This window comes from Calditrichota bacterium, from assembly GCA_014359355.1.
Classification (GTDB): Bacteria; Zhuqueibacterota; Zhuqueibacteria; order JANLFK01; family Oleimicrobiaceae; genus Oleimicrobium.
The window spans coordinates 13306-32821 of the sequence record JACIZP010000137.1 but is presented as its reverse complement, the minus strand read 5'-3'; the positions used below and the strand labels follow the sequence as shown (position 1 = coordinate 32821).

Genomic DNA, 19516 nt, shown 5'->3' with positions numbered 1-19516 from the left:
TCGGGGCCAGGTGGAATTCCTTGCCGGCGGTGAAAGCCCGCGAGTCCCGAGAGAGGGACAGAGCCGGTGCAATTCCGGCGCCGACGGTAACAGCCCGGACGGGAGAAGACCCTGACAAGAGCTGGAGCGCGGTTGAGCGCTGCGCAGGCCTATTGCCTGGACATCTACGGGCCCCGGACTACCTCATCTGGGGCTTGTTTGTAATGAGCGCATAGGGAAATCATGACTGCCGGGAGCGACGAGTCATTTATGGCCACCGCGCTGCGGCTGGCGCGCAAGGGACTTGGCTTTGTCAGCCCCAACCCCTTGGTTGGAGCGGTGGTCGTAAGAGGGGGCAGAACCATTGGGCGCGGTTACCATGCGCGGTTTGGGGGGCCGCACGCCGAAGTGGTAGCCTTGAGCGAGGCGGGAGACGCTGCCAACGGCGCCACCCTCTACGTGACCCTTGAGCCTTGTGCCCACTATGGCAAGACACCCCCGTGCGTCGATGCAATCGTGGAGGCGGGAGTGGCGCGCGTGGTGGTGGGGATGCGTGACCCTAACCCCTTAGTGAACGGCAAGGGGATCGAGGCACTGCAGAGGCGCGGCATCTCCGTGACCGTGGGGGTGCGAGAAGAGGAGTGCAGACGCCTCAACGAGTTCTACGTCAAGTACATCACCACAGGTCTCCCTTTCGTCGCGCTGAAGATCGCCCAGAGCCTTGACGGTAAGATCGCCACACCCACCGGCCATTCTAAATGGATCTCTTGCGAGCAGGCACGTGCTTTCGTGAGGAGGTTGCGTGCGCAGTACGACGCAGTGCTGGTGGGAGCAGGCACGGTGCGCACCGATGATCCTGCACTAACCCCTTTGGACAAGACAGGGCCTATTCCCAAGCGGGTAGTAGTTGACGACCAGTTGGGCATTCCTCTTGATGCTCGTCTCCTCACCGATGACTATGCGACCAAGACCATTGTGGTAACCAGCACGTCAGCGTCGCCCGAGAAGGTGCGGCGCATCGAGGAACGAGGCGCCAAGGTGGTCGGCCTTGAGACTGGCGAAGATGGCCATATCCCTTTTCTGAAGCTTTGGCAAAAGCTTGGCGAGCTGCAAATTGCCTCCGTTCTCGTCGAAGGGGGGCAGCAGGTGTTTACCGAGGCTCTTCTCTCCGGTCAAACTGACCGCTTGTTGGTCTTTGTGGCGCCCAAGCTCCTCGGGAGGGGACTCGATGCCTTTGGTGACTTGGGGGTGAGCAATGTCAACGCGGCCATCGAGCTTGCCGACGTTTCGCTGCAGAAGATTGGCACCACGTTTCTTCTGACGGCGCGGCCCTTGCTTCGGCGCGGGAGCGAGAATGTTCACCGGATTGGTTGAAGAGGTTGGCACGGTAGTCGCGGTGAAGAGGACCGCCTCAGGCATGGGATTGACGGTGAGCTGCCGTGAGGTGCTGCCCGGACTCCAGGTCGGCGACAGCATCGCCGTCGACGGGGTGTGCCTCACGGTAACCGCGCTCCTCGGTGCGGCTTTCAGCGTCGACGTGGTGGCCGAAACGCTGGCGCGCACGACCATCGGTTCGTTCAGCCCAGGGCGGCGGGTCAATTTGGAACGCGCCCGACGCGCGGAAGACAGATTGGGCGGCCACTTGGTCCAGGGACACGTGGACGGTGTCGCTAAGATTGTGCGCCTCAGTGAACGTGGCGAAGGGCGTGTGCTGTGGGTGGCCTTGCCCGAGGAGCTGCGTCCCTTCGTCGTGCCGAAAGGGTCGGTGGCGGTCGATGGTGTCAGCCTGACGGTGGCACGCATTGTGCAAGACGCGGTTGAAATCTGGCTGGTGCCGCACACCCTTGCAAAGACTACTTTGCGGCAGAAGAGGGTTGGTGACTCAGTGAACCTCGAAGTCGATGTGCTTGCCAAATACGTGGCGCGTGTGCTGAGCGGCGACGGACGCGATGCGCTGAGTATGGAGAAGTTGAGGGAATGGGGCTATTAGCCACGGTGGAGTGCATGGAATATGGCTGCAGTCTTTGATTCTGTAGAAAGTGCAATCGAGGAGTACCGGCGCGGCAACATCGTGATCGTGGTCGATGATGAGGACCGGGAGAACGAAGGCGACTTTATCATGGCTGCCGAGAAGGTCACGCCGGAAAAGATCAACTTCTTGGCCAAATATGGGCGGGGGTTAATCTGCGTGGCCATGACAGGTGAGCGCCTGGACGAGCTGGACTTGCAGCCGATGGTCACCGACAACACCGCCCGGCTGGGAACGATGTTCACCGTGTCGGTGGATGCGCGACGCAACACCACGACAGGGATCTCCGCGCAGGACCGGGCGGAGACGGTGAAGGCACTCATCGACCCCGCTACCAAACCGCGTGACTTGGCAAGACCCGGGCACATCTTTCCCCTGCGGGCGCAGCCGGGTGGAGTTCTCAGCAGAGCCGGTCACACCGAGGCTGCAGTAGACCTTGCGCGCCTTGCCGGCCTGTACCCGGCGGGGGTGCTCTGCGAAATCATGGATGACGACGGGACCATGGCACGCGTGCCGCGCTTGCGCAGGATCGCGAAACGCTTTGGCCTCAAGATGATCACCGTGCGCGACCTCATCGAGTATCGGTCCCGCACGGAAATCTTGGTGAAGCGGGTTGTCACCACCTCCTTTCCCACCAAGTACGGCAACTTCGTGCTGCACCTCTACGAGAGCGCCATCGACGAGCATCACCACCTGGCCGTGGTCAAGGGCGACGTGGCAACCGAGGAGCCGGTCCTCGTGCGCGTGCATTCGCAGTGTTTGACCGGGGACGTTTTCGGTTCCCTCCGCTGCGACTGCGGAGAGCAGTTGGAGAAGGCACTGCGCGCCATTGAGAAAGAAGGGCGGGGTGTGTTGCTCTACATGCGCCAGGAGGGAAGGGGGATCGGTCTTGCCAACAAGCTGGTGGCCTACCGCTTGCAGGAGTTGGGCCGCGACACAGTCGAGGCAAACGAGGAGCTGGGCTTCAAGGCTGACTTGCGGGACTATGGCGTGGGGGCGCAGATCCTCCGCGACCTGGGCGTCAGGAAGATCCGCCTCTTGACCAACAATCCCCGCAAGATCATCGGCCTTACTGGGCATGGCCTGGAGGTGGTGGAGCGCGTTCCCATCGAGGTGCCGCCAAATCCGGTGAATGCTGCTTACCTCGAGACCAAGCGTGACAAGCTCGGTCACCTCATTCTGCAAGACGGCAAGGAAGAGACTTCACAGATGGAAGAGGCCACACTTTGCAAACTGTGCAAGTGAGACCACGCAAGAGGCTGTGCAGGATGGCATCGCGGGAGGTACAATGCCTGCTGTAACGGAAGGACTGCTGAGCGCAAAAGACCGCTCATTTGCCATCGTGGTAAGCAGATTCAATGAGTTGATCTCCAAACAGCTTCTCGATGGGGCGTTGGATTGTTTGCGTCGGCACGGGGCTGCTGAGGAGAAGATCCACATCGTGTGGGTGCCCGGTTCGTTCGAGATTCCCGCGGCAGCGCAGCGGCTGGCAGCCTCCAAGCGCTACGACGCCGTCATCTGCTTGGGAGCAGTTATTCGGGGGGCGACGCCGCATTTTGAGTACATCGCCGCAGAAGTAACCAAAGGCATTGCCCAGGTTGGTCTTGCCACTGGGGTGCCCACCATCTACGGAGTGCTCACGCCCGACAACCTTGAGCAAGCATTGGAGCGCGCGGGAACGAAGGCGGGCAACAAAGGGTGGCAGGCGGCGCTCAGCGCCATCGAGATGGCGGACCTGTTCGCGCGCTTGCAGTGAATCATGGCCAGCTCCTGCTGGCGGGGTGTTTTTACCACTCACCTGGTAGGCGAAAAGCATTGAGAGCGACCCTCCACATAGCCCTCGTGATAGTGCTGGTGTGTTCCGGCGCGCAAGCCGGCGTGGGGGATTGGAAGAGTTTTACCTCGGCAAACAGTGTGCGCGCGCTCATCACGGACGGGAGGACAATCTACGCGGGAACCGCTGGCGGCCTGGTGTGCATCGATGAGGCCGGATCCCAGTCTACTATGCTGACTAACACGGAGGGACTTCCCGCAAATACAGTCACCGCCCTGACTCTCGAGGCTTCCGGTGGCCTGTGGATAGGAACAAGTACCGGGAGCCTGGCTTATGTTTCGCCGGGGGGTGGGGTGCGCTCCGTCGTGAATGACTACAATGGGCACATCATCAACGATCTCCAGGCCCTGGGCGACTCTCTATTCGTGGCTCTGGACTTTGGCGTGAGCCTTTACGACCTGAAGAGGCGGGAAGTCAAAGAAAACTACAAGAGGCTGGGTAACGCCCTAAACTGGTACACCAGCGCTACCGCCCTGTTGGTCATCGGCAGCGAGATTTGGGTGGCCACTCCTCTGGGGCTGGCGCGCGCCGATCTTCGCTCCCCCAACTTGATGGACCCGCAGTTTTGGACCAACTACCGGATGAGCGACGGTTTGCCGTCCGATAAGGTCACTGCCTTGGCGTACCACAAGGGCGCAATCTATGTGGGCACCGGTTCGGGCCTCGCGCGGTGGAATGGGGCAGCGTGGGAGGTCGTGGGACTTTCTGGCTTTGAGGTCACTGATGTTGCTGCGGCAGGTGACTCCGTCCTGGTGGGAACCACAAAGGGCGTCTACCTGGTGGCGGGCGATGGCAGCGTGCAGCAGAAACCGTGGGCGCCCTGGGGACGAACAGCCGTGCTCATTGATGCGCGCGGTGGGCTCTGGTTGGGGAATGAGACCCTGGGCCTCCATCGCTTTGCCTATGCAGAGCAGACCTGGCGCAAAGTGCGCCTCAATGTGCCGGAGGTGGAAGTGTTCAGCGCTATGGCCATTGACAGGACCGGCAACCTCTGGTGCGCTTCCGGGGCAGACGGTGTGGCCGCCCTCCGGCAGGGGCAGTGGGTCAGCCTGACGGCCAGTGACGGACTCACCATCGCCGGCCACAGGGCAGTGGTGGTCGACGGCCAAAACCGCAAGTGGTTCGGAACTGCCGGGAGGGGCGTGACCATTATCGAAGAAGAGGGGGATTGGTTCCGGTTCACGCACATCGACACAACAGGCGGCAGGCTTTCCGGCAGCGACACGCCTGCAAACGTGATTGTCGAAAAGCTGGTCGTAGACGGCCAAGGGAACGTGTGGATTCTGAACAAATACGCTGCTAATCGCAAACCCCTTGCCGTGGTCAGTCCTAATGGTGAATGGCAGTACTTTTCTTTAAGCGACGGCATCCGCGAGACTGCCGTGACCTGTATGGCCATCGACCAGCGAGGGTGGAAATGGATTGGCATGCAGAACGAAGGCGTGGTCGTACTGGATGACGGGGGGACGCCCTTTGACAAGAGCGACGACCAGATTCGTGGCACGCTGACCACCGCGGACGGCCTGTTCAACAACTTGATCCGTTCCATCGCTGTGGACAGTGATGGAGTTGTCTGGATCGGGACCAGCCAGGGTCTCAACTACTGGTTTCAAGGCAGTGTGGGAGGAAGAGGGGGCCTTCTCAGTGATGACATCAACGTCATCGCGGTGGACTTTCGCAACAACAAGTGGGTCGGCACTTCAGCCGGCGTGAGCGTGCTCTCCTGGGACAGCTACACCTGGACGCACTATTCCACGGACAATAGCCCTCTGGTTGGTGACAACGTGCAGTGTTTTGCCTTCGACGCCAACACCGGCTATGTCTACATCGGCACTGAGAGCGGTCTGTCGCGGCTGGAAACGCCATTCACGCCACCGAAGCCTGACCTTTCGCAGGTACTGGCGTATCCGAACCCTTTTGTTATTCGTCAGGGAAACGAGCGCTTTCACATTCACAACCTGGCTGACCACTCGTCGGTGCGCATCCTCACGCCGGACGGATTGCTCGTAAGATACTTTTCGCAGCAGGAGATCCCTGGTTCCTGGGTGGAATGGGATGGCCGCAATGACCGCCAGGAGTACGTGGCCTCGGGTGTCTACCTTTACGTCATCTATACCGAGTCGGGGCTTTCGCGCATTGGGAAAGTCGCGGTGATTCGACATTAGCGCTTCCACGCATGCAGCCATGCTCAGGCGACTTTACATCAGAAACTATGCGCTGCTGGATGAGGTGGCGGTTGACTTTGGCCCGGGGCTGAACGTGATCACGGGCGAGACCGGGGCGGGCAAGTCCATCATCATCGACGCACTGAGCACCATTCTCGGCGAGAAGGCCGACGCCGACGTTATCCGCGCTGGGGCAGAGAAAGCGGTCGTCGAGGGGGTCTTCTCGGTGCCCGACCTGCCTGAGGTTGACTCGCTTCTCCGCGAAAACCTCTTGGGTGATGGAGGGGAGGAGCTGATTCTAAGGAGAGAACTGCACCTTTCCGGACGCAGCCGGGCCTTCGTGAACGACACACCTGTGCCTCTGAAGGTCCTCGAAGAGTTGGGCGACCTGCTGGTTGACCTTCACGGCCAGCATGAGCACCAATCCTTGCTCCGCGTCCGGGAGCATCTCTACTACCTCGATGCTTTTGGTCAGCTCGACAAGGAGCGGGCGGAGGTGCAGCAGCAGTACGAGCTGGTGCAGCAACTGACCAGGAGACTGGCCGAGCTTAAAGACGAGGCGCGGCAACGCGCCGAGAAGCGCGCGCTCTACGAGTTCCAGCTCAGAGAGATTCAAGCCATCAATCCCGAGAGGGGAGAAGACCAGGCCCTCGAGCGCGAGGAATGCCTGGCGCGCAACCGCGAGCGGCTCTTTGCGCTCACCGAGGAGGTGAGCCAGCAACTCTACGAAGGTGAAGGAGCCGCCAGCGAGCGCCTGCATCGCTGCGAGGCCCTGTTGGCAGAGCTGCGCCAGATCGATGAGTCTTTCGCCCAGCTTGCCGAGATGTGTGAATCGGCGAGGATCGCGGTGGAGGAGATTGCCAAGTCGGCGCGCGCCTACCAGAGCCATATCGATTTCTCGCCGTCCCGCTTGGAGGAGATTCGCGAGCGGTTGGCGCGGCTGAGCGGACTCAAAAAGCGGTACGGTGGCACGTTGGAGGCGGTGCTTGAATACAAAGAACTACTCGAGCGGGAATTAGCCCTGGGGGAAAGCCAGGAGGAGCATATCGCCGAGATGGAGCGGCGCCTGGCAGCCGAGAAGGATGAGCTGGCGCGGCGCTGCGTGGAGCTCTCCGCGAAGCGTCGGCAGGCTGGCTCGGCGTTGGAGCAGCAGGTAGTTGCCGAGCTTGCCAAACTCGGGATGAACAGCGCCACTTTCGTGGTGCAAATAGGATGGGAAGAGGACCCGACGGGTCTGGTTACTGCGGATGAGAAACGCTACCGGGTCACGCCGCGAGGAATGGACCTCGTCGAGTTCTTCATTTCCACAAATCCTGGGGAGCCTGTCCGCCCTCTGGCCAAGGTTGCCTCGGGGGGCGAGATCTCCCGCATCATGCTCGCGCTCAAGTCGGTTCTGGCCGGGCTTGACCGCGTGCCTGTACTCATCTTTGACGAAATCGACATCGGTATCTCCGGCAGAATAGCCCAAGTGGTGGGGCGCAGTCTCCACGGCCTGGGGCGCAGCCATCAGGTCATCTCCATCACGCATCTGCCGCAGATCGCGAGCATGGGGGACCGCCACTACGTGGTCGAAAAAAGGGTGGAAGGCGACCGCACGCACACGGTGGTGCGCGTACTGACTGATGAGGAGCGTCCTGCCGAAATCGCCAAACTTTTAGGCGGTGAAACCGTCACCGAGGCGCATTTGGCAGGGGCGCGTGAGCTGCTGGCGCAGGCGAACGACTTGCGCCAGTGACAGCCCCGGCAGAGCGACGCCGGGCCGAGCAGGGAGGGACGACAAAATGCGATGCTTGCACCTGGGGTTGACAATTGTGCTGAGTCTGGTCTTGGCAGGATGTGCCGCACGACAGCAAAGCACCTTGCCCGAGGAGACCGACGAAGCCTACCGGGATCGGATTCTCTCCATGCTGGAAAGCGAGGAGGGAACCAAGCAAGGGCAAGAGAAAACAGGCGCCGCCGCAGCCCAGGAGGCCTCCACGAGCGCGCCGCAAAAAGAGGCTACCTCGGCGCCTTCGCTCAGCGAAAGCCTTTATGCGAGCACCCAGGCGCGGTACGAGGCCTTGCAGAGCAAGCTGCGCGCCCGCCAGGCGACGCTCGACAGCCTGCGACGTGTGCTCGCCTCTGCGGACCAGGAGATGGCCAGGTTAGAGCAGCAGGTGAATGAGGCTCGCTCCGCGCCTGCGACGACCGTTGCGCGCTCGGTGTCTGTTGCAGCTTCAAGCTTTGAGGCGCAGTACCAGGCCGCTTTGTCTTTGGTGGAACGGCAGAACTTCCAGCGGGCCATTACCGAGTTCGAAAAGCTCATCGCTGTTAACCCGCGGCACCCCTTGGCCGACAACTGCCAGTACTGGATTGGGCAGTGTTACTACGATTTGGGCCGCTACGATGAGGCCATAGCCGCTTTCCTCAAAGTGTTCTCGTTCGCCGCCACTGACAAGTATGACGACGCGCACTTGATGATCTGCAAGTCGTACATTGCCCTGGGCGAGCGAGCCGCTGCGCGGGCGGAGCTCAATAGCTTTCTGCTTCACCATCCGACGAGCGAGTACCGCGCGGCGGCCGAGGCGTTGTTGCGCCGCTTGTAGCTCTTGTGAGGTCCTGAAGAGGACGCGGGCTCATGCCAGAGTTTGTCCACCTCCACACCCACTCGCACTATAGCCTGCTGGATGGTGCTGCCACCATACCTGGTCTGGTCAAGACGTGCGCCGAGATGAAGATGCGCGCCTTGGCCCTCACCGACCATGGCAATATGTTCGGCGCCATCGAGTTCTACGAGCAGGCCCTGAAGGCCGGTGTCATCCCAATCTTGGGGGTGGAGACCTACGTGAGCCCGGGTAGCAGCGAGGACCGGACGCCGCAGAGGTCAGGCGAAGGGAACTATCACCTGGTGCTTCTGGCGCGCAACCTGGCGGGATACAAGAACCTGCTCAAGTTGGTGACCCACGGCTACGTGAAGGGGTTCTACCAGAAGCCCCGCGTCGACAAACAGGTGCTGCGTGCCCATCACGAAGGGCTGATTGCCCTTTCGGCATGTATTCAGGGAGAAGTGAGCCGGTTGCTGCTCCAGGGAATGTGGGAGGAGGCCCGCCGTGCGGCTCTGGAGTACCAGGAGATCTTCGACCAGCACTTCTACTTGGAAATCCAAGACCACGGTCTGGACGAAGAGCAAGCAGTTCGCGAGCAACTGGTGCGGCTTTCCCGCGAGCTTGGCATCCCTCTGGTGGCCACCAACGACATTCACTATCTCAAGCGCGAGCACTATACCGCCCACGACATCCTCCTTTGCCTGCAAACTGGTGCGGACCGCGACTCGCCGGATCGGCTCCGCTACTCCACAGACCAGATCTACTTCAAGTCGGCCGAGGAGATGGCTGCGCTCTTTGCTGAGGTCCCCGAGGCCATCGAGAACACCGTAGCCATAGCGGAAAAGTGCAACGTTCTCCTTGATTTGAAGAGCAAACATCTGCCGCGCTTCGCCCTGCCGCCTGGGGAGCGTGCGGCGACGCTTGATGAGTACCTGGAAAAGCTAGTGTGGGAAGGGGTGCGACGCTGCTATGGAATTGCTTCGCCGGAGCTCGAAAAGCGGGTGCGGCATGAACTCAAGGTCATCCGCGAGGCAGGCTACGCCAGCTACTTTCTCATTGTCAAGGACTTTATCGACTATGCGCGGAGCATCGGTATTCCTGTTGGGCCGGGTAGAGGATCTGCCGCTGGAAGCGTCGTGTCGTATGTGTTGGGCATCACCCGCATCGACCCGCTGAAGTACGACCTGGTCTTTGAGAGGTTTTTGAACCCCGAGCGTCTGAGCCCTCCCGATATCGACATTGACTTCTGCGACCAGCGACGCGATGAGGTTATCGCCTACGTGCGCAAGAAGTACGGGGAGAAAAACGTCGCCCAGATCATCACCTTTGGCTCCATGGCGGCGCGGGCAGTGGTGCGCGACGTGGGTCGGGTGATGAAGATCAGCCTGAGCGAGGTTGACCGCATTGCCAAGCTTATTCCTGCCTCGCCCAACATGACCCTGCAGCAGGCCCTCAATTCTGTCAAGGAGCTCGCCGATTTGGTCGCCACCGACGAGCGCTACCAGAAGCTCATCGAGTACTCCTTAGTGCTGGAGGGTCTGGCACGCCATGCATCGACGCACGCGGCCGGGGTGGTGATTGCACCGGAGGAGCTGACCAACTATGTGCCGCTTTACCGTGTCAAAGACCAAGAGGTCGTCACCCAATACGACAAGGACAGCTTGGAGAAGATTGGCCTCCTCAAGATCGACCTGCTGGGTCTGCGCACTTTGACGGTGATCGACGACACGGTGAAGGCCCTGCGCGAGAAGGGCGTCCACGTCGACATCGACAACCTTCCATTGGACGATGAGGCGACCTATCGGCTCCTGTCAGAAGGCCGGACCGTCGGGGTCTTTCAGTTTGAGAGCACCGGCATGCGCGAGTGGTTGAAGAGGTTGCGGCCGTCCCGCTTGGAAGACCTCATTGCCATGAACGCCTTGTATCGTCCCGGGCCGATGGATACCATCGAGGACTTTGTCGCGCGGCGCCACGGACAGAGGCCCATCCAGTATCTCCATCCGCTGCTGGAGCCCATCCTGAAAGAGACCTACGGCGTGGCAATCTACCAGGAGCAGGTCATCCGGATCTGCCACGAAATCGGTGGCTTCTCGCTGGGAGAGGCCGATGTGGTGCGACGGGCCATGGGCAAGAAAATCCCCGAAGAGATGGAGCGGCAGCGTGAGCGGTTCGTCGCCGGTGCCCAGGAACGCGGCATAGACGTCCAGACGGCTACTTCCATTTTCGACATGATGGTCAGCTTTGCGGGCTATGGTTTCAACAAGTCGCATGCCGCGGGCTATGCGCTGGTTGCCTACCAGACCGCTTACCTGAAGGCCCACTACCCAGCGGAATTCATGGCCGCCACGCTCACCAGCGAGATGGGCGACACCGACCGTGTCGTGAAGCTCATCGGCGAGTGCCGGCGGATGAACATCCCTGTGCTGCCGCCCGACGTCAATGAGAGCCAGGCGCGGTTCGTCGTCACCGAGAAGGGGATTCGCTTCGGCCTGGGCGCGGTGAAGAACGTGGGGCTGGGTGCTATCGAAGAGATTGTCCGCGCCCGCCGGCAAGGGGGTCCTTTTACCGACCTCTTCGACTTCTGCGAACGGGTGGACGTGCGGGTGGTCAACAAGAAGGCCCTGGAAAGCCTCATCCAGGCGGGTGCCATGGATTCCTTGGGCGGACACCGGGCCCAACTGCTGGCCGCCCTCGATACTGCCGTGGCCTTTGGGCAGGGGCAACAGGCGGAACGGGCCGCCGGCCAGACGAGCATTTTCGGTGAACTTGCCCGAGAGCAAAGCCTCAAGCCTTCCTTGCCAGAAGCGGAACCTTGGTCAGAAGAGGAAACCCTTCGCAAGGAGAGAGCTGTTCTTGGATTCTATGTGTCTGGGCACCCTCTCAACCGTTACAGAGAGGAAGTAGCCACCTTCGGCACCTTCACTCTCGACGGCTTCGAGGAGGCGCAGGACAACACCGAAGTGCGGGTCTGCGGGGTGGTGACCCAATTCTCTGCTCGGCCTGATCAGAAGGGTGGTATGACAGGCTTTTTCACGATGGAGGATCTTACTGGAACCGGCGAGTGCCTCATGTTTTCCAGTGCCTATGAGCGTTTCAGGGAGTTCATTCATGTTGGCGCGATGATCATGGTGGTCGGCAGGGTTTCCAACCGCCTGGAGAAAGGGGCAAAGATCATCTGTGATGAGATTATCCCTCTTGCGGACGTCGCGGAGCGTTTTGGGCGCAGGTTATGCCTGCGGCTGACGCCCAGTGCGTTGAATGAGGCGACGGCGGAGCAGGTCAGCGCGGTATTGGAGCGGTATCAGGGCGACTGCCCGGTGTTCATCGGCCTGCGCACGCAGAACGGCAATGGCCTGGTATTGCGCGCACGGAAGGTGAGTGTGAGCCCTAAGGTGGAACTCCTGGAGACCCTCCGCAAGATTCTCGGCAGAGAGAACGTTTGGGTGAGCACATGAATTGCGAGTGGCAGCAGGATGGCCAGAGAGCATAGGAGCGTGCCATGCAGTGGGTGATAGGCAGAGCCAAAGCCATTCTTCTCGAACCGCGTAGCACATGGGAGCGAATCAAGTCTGAGGAGTTGACGACGAGCCAGATCCTCAGTCAGTATGTGGCGGTGCTGGCGATTGTCCCGGCGGCGGCCTTCTATCTTCGCTTTTTTTTCAGCAGAGGAAGAGTGTGGGTCCACTTCCTGAGCACGGCGGTCTACTTCGTCCTTTGCCTGGCACTGGCTCGGCTGGGCGCGAGGGCTATCGAGGCGATGGCCCGCCGATTTGAGGTGCAAGGCGAACGAATCGATTTTCTGAAACTCGTCGCCTTCTCTCTGACCCCCGCGTTTGTGGGTGGCGTCTTCCTTGTCATCCCTTGGCTCTCGGGTCTCACCTTCTTGCTGGCCTTGTACTCGCTCTACTTGCTCTACGTGGGTATCCCGATGCTGGTGCGCTGTCCAGATGAACAGGTGCTCACCTTCTCCGTGAGTGGCATGGTGGTGCTCTATGTGCTTTTCGTTGTGGCATACGCAGTACCCAGGGCCATGATGGCCCTGTTCTGATGCGGGGAGGCGCGGAGGCAAGCTGTGTCTTAATGCCGGAGGACTGCTTAATGGCTGGTGCAAAGACGGTGGAGGCTCTGCCGATCCTCGCCTCCTCGATCCTTGGTTTGCTCTATGTGCTCTTCCTTCTCGACAAGCGCGACATTGTCCTGATTGCGATCTTTTGCCTGATTCTCATCCGGTGTGTTGCCGCATTGATGGTGCGTAATAAGGCCGAAGTAGGCAAGGGTGAAGAGTGAGTCGCAGTCTGACCGACCGCCAGCTCTTTGCAGCGTTGCGGGCTACTCTGCCAGTGGACGAACTGGCGCAGCGCCTGGAAGTGGATAGCGGAAGGATCCACGCCCTGCTGGACAAGCTCGAGGGGCTTCTCGGACAGGTAAACACCGAAGAACTGCTCATCTACGTGGACGGCGCAGCACGCGGCAACCCGGGTCCGGCAGGAGCTGGGGCGGTGCTCATGGACGCCATTGGCAAGGTGGTTGCCCAGGTCAGTGCCTACCTGGGCGAATGCACGAACAACGTTGCCGAGTACAAAGCACTGGAACTGGCGTTGCAAAAGGCCTTGGAGATGGGCGCACGCGCCGTTCGAGTGCGCACCGACAGCGCGCTGATGGCCAGGCAGCTCAACGGCCAATTCCGTGTCAAGAATGGCAACCTGGTGCCTCTCCACCAACGTGTCAGCGCTCTTGTGGCCCAGTTTGAGCGATTTGCCATTGAGGAGGTGCCTCGCGAGGCGAACAAGAAGGCGGATGTCCTGGCGAATAACGCTATCGACGCGGCCCTTGCAAGTGAGAGAAGCGGCTCGTAGGTCCCAGAAGCGCGTCGACGCAAAGTGGCGGCCTGAGCGCCAGGGTCTCGTCGTGTGGCGGTGGACGCAACTGGCTGCATGCGTGGTCGAGGCCATTCTTTGGGCTGAATCGGCCTTTGCTTCCATGAACAGCGAGGAGGGGAGGGAGTCACGCGCGTCGTTGCATTTCATGCTCTCGCGGGTAAGCCCTGGTCGGGCAGCCACAGTGCTGACAAGCTTTCAGTGCACGTGGTCTACGCCACCCCGAGCGAGATGGCCCAGCGGGTGGGTGGCCCTCCGCGAAGGAAAGCTCCATCACGATTAGAAAGTCAAGGCTGGTAGAATTCAGTCGCAGGGAGAAGGGAATGAAAGCTCTCATCACCAGCGGGGGCAAAGGGACACGGTTGCGGCCTCTGACGCACACGCAAAACAAGCATCTGTTGCCCATCGCTAACAAGCCGATTCTGTTCAACGCATTGGATTTTGTGGCGGAGGCGGGTATTAAAGAGGTGGGTATCGTGACCAACGCCGAGGGACTGGAGGTCCGCGAGGCCGTGGGAGACGGCTCCCGCTGGGGGATCAATGTGACTTACATTCCCCAAGAGGCCCCTCTCGGCCTGGCGCACGTGGTGAAGATTTCTCAAGACTTTATTGGCGAGGAGCCCTTCGTTTTCTATCTCGGTGACAACATGGTCGTCGGCGGCATAAAGCGCTTCATTGAGGAATTTGAGCGCCAGAAATCCAATTGCCACCTGACCCTGGCCAAGGTGAAGGATCCCGAGAGATTCGGCGTTCCCGAGATCAAGGACGGTAGGATCGTACGCATCGAAGAAAAGCCCAAGGTTCCCAAGAGTCAATACGCGGTTGCCGGCATCTACATCTACGACAGCTGCATCTTCGAGGCAGTTAACAACATTCAGCCCAGCGCCAGAGGCGAGCTGGAGATATCCGATGCTCACCAATATCTGCTCGAAAGGGGATACAAGGTCACTTACTCCGAAATCACAGGTTGGTGGAAGGACACGGGCAAGCCGCAGGACATCTTGGAGGCGAATCGGCTGGTGTTGGAGCATCTGCAGCCGCACATCGATGGGAGCATTGATGAAGCCTCGTACGTGGCCGGGGCGGTGACCATCGAGGAGGGTGCGCGCATTATTGGCAGCCATATTCGCGGCCCGGCCATCATAGGCAAGCGCACCGTCATCGAAAACAGCTACATCGGCCCTTACACCTCCATCCAGGACGACTGTTTTATCCGCAACAGCGAGGTGGAGTTCAGCATTGTGATGTCGCACTGTCGCATTCTGGACGTTGGCATCCGCATCGAGAGCAGTCTGCTGGGCTACCATGCGGAGGTGGTGCGCGCCAACGGCATCCCGAAGACGCACCGTTTCATGATCGGTGACCAGAGTCGCGTAGAAGTGGCCTAAACGCACCCTTTGGCTGCCAGTGGTGCGTTGCCCTGGCAGGGATGCGTGCGCCGGACATAGCTCGTCAGTGCAGGCGGGGAGTGGCAATGACTCCCCGCTGCCATATTGTGGCCTGTTGCCGCTGCCCAGGGGTATTCGAATGAGCGAGCAGGAAAGACCAATACCCATCGCCTACCATTTTGACTTCACAGGCGTAGAAGACTTTCGCGAGTACCGTTTCGATGTGAACGGCATCCCCCAGGTCTACTACGGTCGCGAGATCGGCTGGCAGTACAACGCCATTACCGTGGCGCAGTACGGCTTGGCTCAGCTGACGGCGTGGGCATCGTCTGGCGAGGAAGAGGTACTGGCCCGCGCACGCGGAGCAGGGCGCTGGCTGGTGGAACATTGCGAGGAATATCGGCAAGTAGGTGCGTGGATCTATCGCTTCGATCTCCCGTTCTATGGCCCGAAGGCCCCGTGGATCTCCGCCATGGCGCAGGGGGAGGCCATCTCCCTGTTGCTTCGCCTTTGGCTCCTGGATGGACAGGATGAATACCTCCAGGTTGCCCGGCGGGCGATGTGGGCGTTCTCGCTGTCGCTGGAGAAAGGGGGAGTGGTCTCTTCATTTCCAGATGGGACCCCAGTGTTCGAGGAGTTTCCCACGGTTCCACCTCCTCATGTGTTGAACGGCCATGTTTTTGCCCTCCTGGGCGTATACGACTTCTGGAAGGTGACAGGAGAACAGGGCTCAGGCGCGCTTTTCGACAGAGCAGTCCGGGGGCTGAAGGACAATCTCAGGCTCTATGATGTGGGCTGGTGGACGCTGTATGACCTGCACCCTACTCGGCGACTGGCCTCCCGTGCATACCAGCGCATCCACGTACGGCTTATGAACGTGCTCCACAGGCTCACGGGCGACGATGTGTTTGCCCACTGGGAGGGACGCTGGCGAGGCTACCTGACGAGTCCGGTGAGCACGACGCGTTGGGCTGCAACCAAGGTGGTGGAGAAAGCGCGACTGCGCAGGTATCATGGCTAACATGTCCAAAAGAGTCCTCTTCGTTGCCTACTACTTCCCGCCGTTGGGCATGGGAGGGGTCCAGCGGGCCGCCAAGTTCGTCAAGTACTTGCCCGAGTTTGGCTGGGAACCGGTTGTGGTCACGGTGAAGGACGTCGCTTACTTTGCCAGGGACGAGGCGCTGGCACGGGAAGTGGAAGGGAGGCGCATCCACCGTACGGGTTCCCTGGACCCGCAGCGCCTGCTGGCGATAGTGCGCGGGGGTAATGAGGCAGAGGGCGACACGAATGCGTCTCGAGGGCTCGGTTCGTTGTGGAAGGCCTATGAGACTCTGTCGAAGTGGGTTTTCGTTCCGGATGGCAAGGTGTTGTGGCTACCCTTCGCCATGTGCCGTGCCATAAGGGCGGCCAAGACGGGGAGGATCTCTGTGGTGGTGACCACCTCGCCGCCCGTGTCGGCGCATCTGGTAGGGTTGGTGTTGCGTTGGGGACTTGGCTGCCGTTGGGTGGCGGACTTTCGCGACCAGTGGACCGGAGGCCACCTTGATCTCTCGCCAACTCGCCTGCACGCGGTTCTGAACAGAGCCCTGGAGAGGCTTGTTCTGCGGTGCGTCGACGCCGTCGTCTGCGTGTCGCGCGAACTCTCGCTAAGCCTGCGCGACAAGTCGGGTCGGGAGAGTCTTCCCGTCGCCATCATCCCGAACGGTTACGACGAGCAAGATTTCCGGCCGGTACCGCCCCGGAGGAGTTCAACACGCAATATCGTCTACTGCGGCAGCATAAGCCGCCTGGCTGACCCTTCTAACCTCCTGAAGGCTTGTGCTTCCCTGGTGAGCCGGCGGCCCGAGTTTCGCCGCATTTTGCGCGTGACGTTTGTCGGCGAGAGCATTGGCCTGGACTTGCCGGGGTTGGTAGCGCGCCTGGGACTTGATAGGCTGGTGGATTGCACCGGTTACGTGGAACACGACAAAGCCGTGCGCTTTCTTCAAGAAGCCGACCTGCTTGTGTTGCTTCTCACCGGCACCACCTCACGCGATGTCGTGCCGGGCAAAGTTTTTGAGTACCTGCGCGCCGGCAAGCCAATCCTGGCTATTGTGCCTCCTGGAGAGACGGCGGACCTCTTGCGAGGCTACGCCCCGGGAGCGGTGCTCACCGACAATAGCGTGGCATCTATTGAGCAGGGGCTCATGGAAGTGCTCACGCGTCCAGCTCGCACGCACCGTGTGGACATGCTCAGGCTGCAGCGGTTCGAGCGCAGGTACCTCACGGGTCAGCTTGCAGAAGTTCTGAACAAGGCGAGTGGGCGGCAAGAGGAAGATTCGGGCAATTTGGAGAGTCGTGCTCTAGACGCTCGAGCTCATTATGAAAGGACAACCAAGGAGTAGCACAAGGTGGTGAGGCGGATGAAGAGGACCCTTTTCGCGCTATTGGCAAATCTGGCGGTGTGGAGTGTGGTCGTCGGGCAGTCACTTCACTGGCCCACGGACGCCAGCAGGCTGCTCTCTTCGTCATTTTGCGAATATCGGCCCGGACGTTTCCACGCGGGGATAGACATCAAGACTGGCGGGGCCGTCGGCTACAAGGTCTTTGCCGTGCGCCCCGGATACGTGTCCCGCGTGCACGTGTCGCCATTCGGATACGGCAGGGTGCTCTATCTTGTTCTTGATACGGGAGAGACTGCGGTCTACGCCCATCTGCAGAGGTTCATGGACAGCATCGAAGAACGGGTTTATGCTGAACAGGAGAAGAGGGGCCGGTTCAGCGTGGACCTCTATTTTCGACCATCAGAATTCCCAGTCCAGCAGGGGCAGGTGATCGCCTACACCGGTCAGAGTGGAGCCAAGGCGCCGCACCTCCATTTTGAACTACGCGACCGCTACAACTGCCCAGTGAACCCCCTGCTCTTCGGCTTCCAGGTGCAGGATACGAGGCCCCCCGTCATTCGTCGCGTAGCCTTTGTCCCCATGGACGTCAATAGTCGGGTGCAAAATGACCTCGCCCCGTTGATCCGTCCCGCAAAGGTGTTGAACGGTCATCGATTTGTGCTCGAGGAGAGCGTGCAGGTGTGGGGTCGGGTCGGCATTGCGGTGTCGTGCTACGATCAGGCCGACGGCGCCGAGAATCGTTTTGCCGTCTATGCGCTGCGCTTGCTCGTTGATGGAAAAGAGGCTTTCCGTAGCGAATACCAGCGCTTCTGCTACGAGCAGAACAGGCAGATGCTTTTGGACCGGGAGTTTCGCCTCGAGGCGCGCGGCCACGGTGATTTTCAGCGCCTGTTCCGCGATCCCAACAATTCACTCCGCTTCTATCGCTCGCGATTTCGGTCCTCGGGCATTCTGCTTGCCGGGGTGAGCGAGGACCCATCCGACCTTTGTCTTGCTGTGGGTTCGCATCGGGTGACCATCGAGGCGAGCGACTATGCCGGAAACGTGGCTACACTGTCGTTCTCGCTCCTTGTTACTGCACCCGGCGGTCCGGTTCCGGTTCTGGCGGCTGCTCCCGCGAGCAAAGAGGCCTTGGTGGCGGAGGCAGACCTGGGTGAAGTGCAGTTTGAGGGACCAGAGCCAGGAGATACCTCTCTGCCCTTTGTGACTTTCGCCATGCAGGTCGACTCGATGGAGACTGAGCCACAGTCCTTGGGTCTCCGCCACAGGGCAGGCCGCGCCGGGCGACAAGAACTGGTCATCGACCACGACTTCTACGACGACTATGTGCGGCTTTGCATCCGGGCCCCCCGCCGGCTCATTGACCCGCCTCGAGTGGTTGCCTGGCACGGCAGCGAAAAGTACTCGGAGCTCAGTTCATGGGACATTGGCCTGGGAACATACGTGGCAGGGCTTCCGCTGGATGTGGGGCTCAAGAAGTCTCTCCACGTCGAGGCCGTTGCCGCCGACGCCAAGGGCGACACATTGTTGGGGATTTCCTCTTTGCAGCTTTTTCCCATCACCCCGGAGCGAGGGGGTGTGGTGCGCTCCGCCGATGGCCTGAGCGAGGTGCGCTTTGAGGGTGGAGCGGTCTATCGGCCGCTCTATGCGCGGGTGGCTGAGGTCCCTCTGACGCCCACCAGGCGTGCACCGGTTGTGGGAAAAGCTTACCGTTTTGAACCGAACGATGTGCCACTCAAGGGTACTGCTCGCCTGACCATTTCTCTGACAGAGCCGGAGCCACGCCCTGAGCAGCTGGCCATTTACTCAGTGAGCCCAAAGGGCGCGCTGGCCTATGTGGGAAGGCAGGGCGAGCCGCAAGGTAAGCAGGTGAGGTGCACCATCAACCGCCTGGGGACCTTTGCGGTGGTGCGCGACTCAGTGCCGCCGGTCATAGCCTCGCTGCAGCCTGCGGTCGGTGCAACGTTGGCGACCGACCGGCCCACCCTGAGGGTGGAGTTCCACGACGCGCTCTCCGGGATTGGCGGCGAAGAGGCCATCGAGCTCCTTCTGGATGGACGGCGCGTCATCGCCGAATACGACCCGCCACGGCGGTGCGCGTTCTACGTGCCCAGACAGCCGGTGGCGCGAGGAGCACACCGCGTCACAGCAACAGTGCGGGACAGATGTGGCAACGCCAGCACGGTCGAGCACAGATTCTTCATCAGGTAAGGCGCACGTGCCCACGTTCTCGATTCCAAGCGAGCAGTTCAGCTCCTATTGATGCCCGCTGTGC

Annotated in this window: 15 protein-coding genes and 1 riboswitch; all 15 genes read left to right on the top strand. The window is 60.6% G+C overall.

What is annotated here, in order from left to right; translation table 11 throughout:
* Positions 1-114, top strand: a riboswitch (FMN riboswitch). This riboswitch is flagged as partial in the annotation.
* Between the two features lie 108 nt (positions 115-222).
* Entirely contained in the window at positions 223-1353 is a 1131-nt protein-coding gene (ribD, locus tag H5U38_05765; protein ID MBC7186523.1) for a bifunctional diaminohydroxyphosphoribosylaminopyrimidine deaminase/5-amino-6-(5-phosphoribosylamino)uracil reductase RibD, read from the top strand.
* On the top strand, positions 1334-1969 hold the full coding sequence (locus tag H5U38_05760) for a riboflavin synthase (GenBank protein MBC7186522.1): 636 nt from the start codon (positions 1334-1336) through the stop codon (positions 1967-1969). Before ribD ends, H5U38_05760 begins: the two co-directional genes overlap by 20 nt.
* A gap of 21 nt (positions 1970-1990) precedes the next feature.
* On the top strand, positions 1991-3253 hold the full coding sequence (locus H5U38_05755) for a bifunctional 3,4-dihydroxy-2-butanone-4-phosphate synthase/GTP cyclohydrolase II (GenBank protein ID MBC7186521.1): 1263 nt from the start codon (positions 1991-1993) through the stop codon (positions 3251-3253).
* A gap of 43 nt (positions 3254-3296) precedes the next feature.
* Positions 3297-3764 carry a 6,7-dimethyl-8-ribityllumazine synthase gene (locus H5U38_05750; protein ID MBC7186520.1) on the top strand — a complete coding sequence of 156 codons (468 nt, stop codon included), beginning with the start codon at positions 3297-3299 and terminating at the stop codon, positions 3762-3764.
* A gap of 59 nt (positions 3765-3823) precedes the next feature.
* Entirely contained in the window at positions 3824-6007 is a 2184-nt protein-coding gene (locus H5U38_05745; protein ID MBC7186519.1) for a hypothetical protein, read from the top strand.
* Positions 6008-6026: 19 nt separating this feature from the next.
* Positions 6027-7742 (top strand): DNA repair protein RecN, encoded by a 1716-nt coding sequence (gene recN / locus H5U38_05740; GenBank protein ID MBC7186518.1) that lies wholly within the window; start codon positions 6027-6029, stop codon positions 7740-7742.
* A gap of 46 nt (positions 7743-7788) precedes the next feature.
* Positions 7789-8592 (top strand): tetratricopeptide repeat protein, encoded by an 804-nt coding sequence (locus H5U38_05735; GenBank protein ID MBC7186517.1) that lies wholly within the window; start codon positions 7789-7791, stop codon positions 8590-8592.
* Between the two features lie 32 nt (positions 8593-8624).
* Positions 8625-12047, top strand: a complete 3423-nt coding sequence (locus H5U38_05730) for a DNA polymerase III subunit alpha (protein MBC7186516.1) — start codon at positions 8625-8627, stop codon at positions 12045-12047.
* A gap of 44 nt (positions 12048-12091) precedes the next feature.
* Entirely contained in the window at positions 12092-12640 is a 549-nt protein-coding gene (locus H5U38_05725; GenBank protein MBC7186515.1) for a YIP1 family protein, read from the top strand.
* 50 nt (positions 12641-12690) lie between these two features.
* On the top strand, positions 12691-12879 hold the full coding sequence (locus tag H5U38_05720; protein ID MBC7186514.1) for a hypothetical protein: 189 nt from the start codon (positions 12691-12693) through the stop codon (positions 12877-12879).
* Between the two features lie 152 nt (positions 12880-13031).
* Positions 13032-13448, top strand: a complete 417-nt coding sequence (locus tag H5U38_05715; GenBank protein ID MBC7186513.1) for a ribonuclease HI family protein — start codon at positions 13032-13034, stop codon at positions 13446-13448.
* Positions 13449-13792: 344 nt separating this feature from the next.
* Complete coding sequence (locus H5U38_05710; protein ID MBC7186512.1) at positions 13793-14857, top strand: glucose-1-phosphate thymidylyltransferase; 1065 nt, start codon at positions 13793-13795, stop codon at positions 14855-14857.
* Positions 14858-14996: 139 nt separating this feature from the next.
* Positions 14997-15878: a hypothetical protein gene (locus tag H5U38_05705; GenBank protein MBC7186511.1), complete on the top strand. Its 882-nt coding sequence runs from the start codon at positions 14997-14999 to the stop codon at positions 15876-15878.
* Positions 15871-17241 (top strand): glycosyltransferase family 4 protein, encoded by a 1371-nt coding sequence (locus tag H5U38_05700; GenBank protein ID MBC7186510.1) that lies wholly within the window; start codon positions 15871-15873, stop codon positions 17239-17241. Before H5U38_05705 ends, H5U38_05700 begins: the two co-directional genes overlap by 8 nt.
* Positions 17242-17259: 18 nt before the next feature.
* Positions 17260-19452, top strand: coding sequence for a M23 family metallopeptidase (locus tag H5U38_05695; GenBank protein MBC7186509.1), 2193 nt, complete (start codon positions 17260-17262; stop codon positions 19450-19452).
* Positions 19453-19516: the final 64 nt, after the last annotated feature.

What these genes read in the sequence shown, in the direction of transcription:
- H5U38_05695 (MBC7186509.1), top strand. Translation starts at nt 17,260, where the DNA reads ATGAAGAGGACCCTTTTCGCGCTATTGGCAAATCTGGCGGTGTGGAGT.
- H5U38_05755 (MBC7186521.1), top strand. Translation starts at nt 1,991, where the DNA reads ATGGCTGCAGTCTTTGATTCTGTAGAAAGTGCAATCGAGGAGTACCGG.
- H5U38_05720 (MBC7186514.1), top strand. Translation starts at nt 12,691, where the DNA reads ATGGCTGGTGCAAAGACGGTGGAGGCTCTGCCGATCCTCGCCTCCTCG.
- recN (MBC7186518.1), top strand. Translation starts at nt 6,027, where the DNA reads ATGCTCAGGCGACTTTACATCAGAAACTATGCGCTGCTGGATGAGGTG.
- H5U38_05735 (MBC7186517.1), top strand. Translation starts at nt 7,789, where the DNA reads ATGCGATGCTTGCACCTGGGGTTGACAATTGTGCTGAGTCTGGTCTTG.
- H5U38_05760 (MBC7186522.1), top strand. Translation starts at nt 1,334, where the DNA reads ATGTTCACCGGATTGGTTGAAGAGGTTGGCACGGTAGTCGCGGTGAAG.
- H5U38_05750 (MBC7186520.1), top strand. Translation starts at nt 3,297, where the DNA reads ATGCCTGCTGTAACGGAAGGACTGCTGAGCGCAAAAGACCGCTCATTT.
- H5U38_05710 (MBC7186512.1), top strand. Translation starts at nt 13,793, where the DNA reads ATGAAAGCTCTCATCACCAGCGGGGGCAAAGGGACACGGTTGCGGCCT.
- H5U38_05730 (MBC7186516.1), top strand. Translation starts at nt 8,625, where the DNA reads ATGCCAGAGTTTGTCCACCTCCACACCCACTCGCACTATAGCCTGCTG.
- H5U38_05700 (MBC7186510.1), top strand. Translation starts at nt 15,871, where the DNA reads ATGGCTAACATGTCCAAAAGAGTCCTCTTCGTTGCCTACTACTTCCCG.
- ribD (MBC7186523.1), top strand. Translation starts at nt 223, where the DNA reads ATGACTGCCGGGAGCGACGAGTCATTTATGGCCACCGCGCTGCGGCTG.
- H5U38_05725 (MBC7186515.1), top strand. Translation starts at nt 12,092, where the DNA reads ATGCAGTGGGTGATAGGCAGAGCCAAAGCCATTCTTCTCGAACCGCGT.
- H5U38_05705 (MBC7186511.1), top strand. Translation starts at nt 14,997, where the DNA reads ATGAGCGAGCAGGAAAGACCAATACCCATCGCCTACCATTTTGACTTC.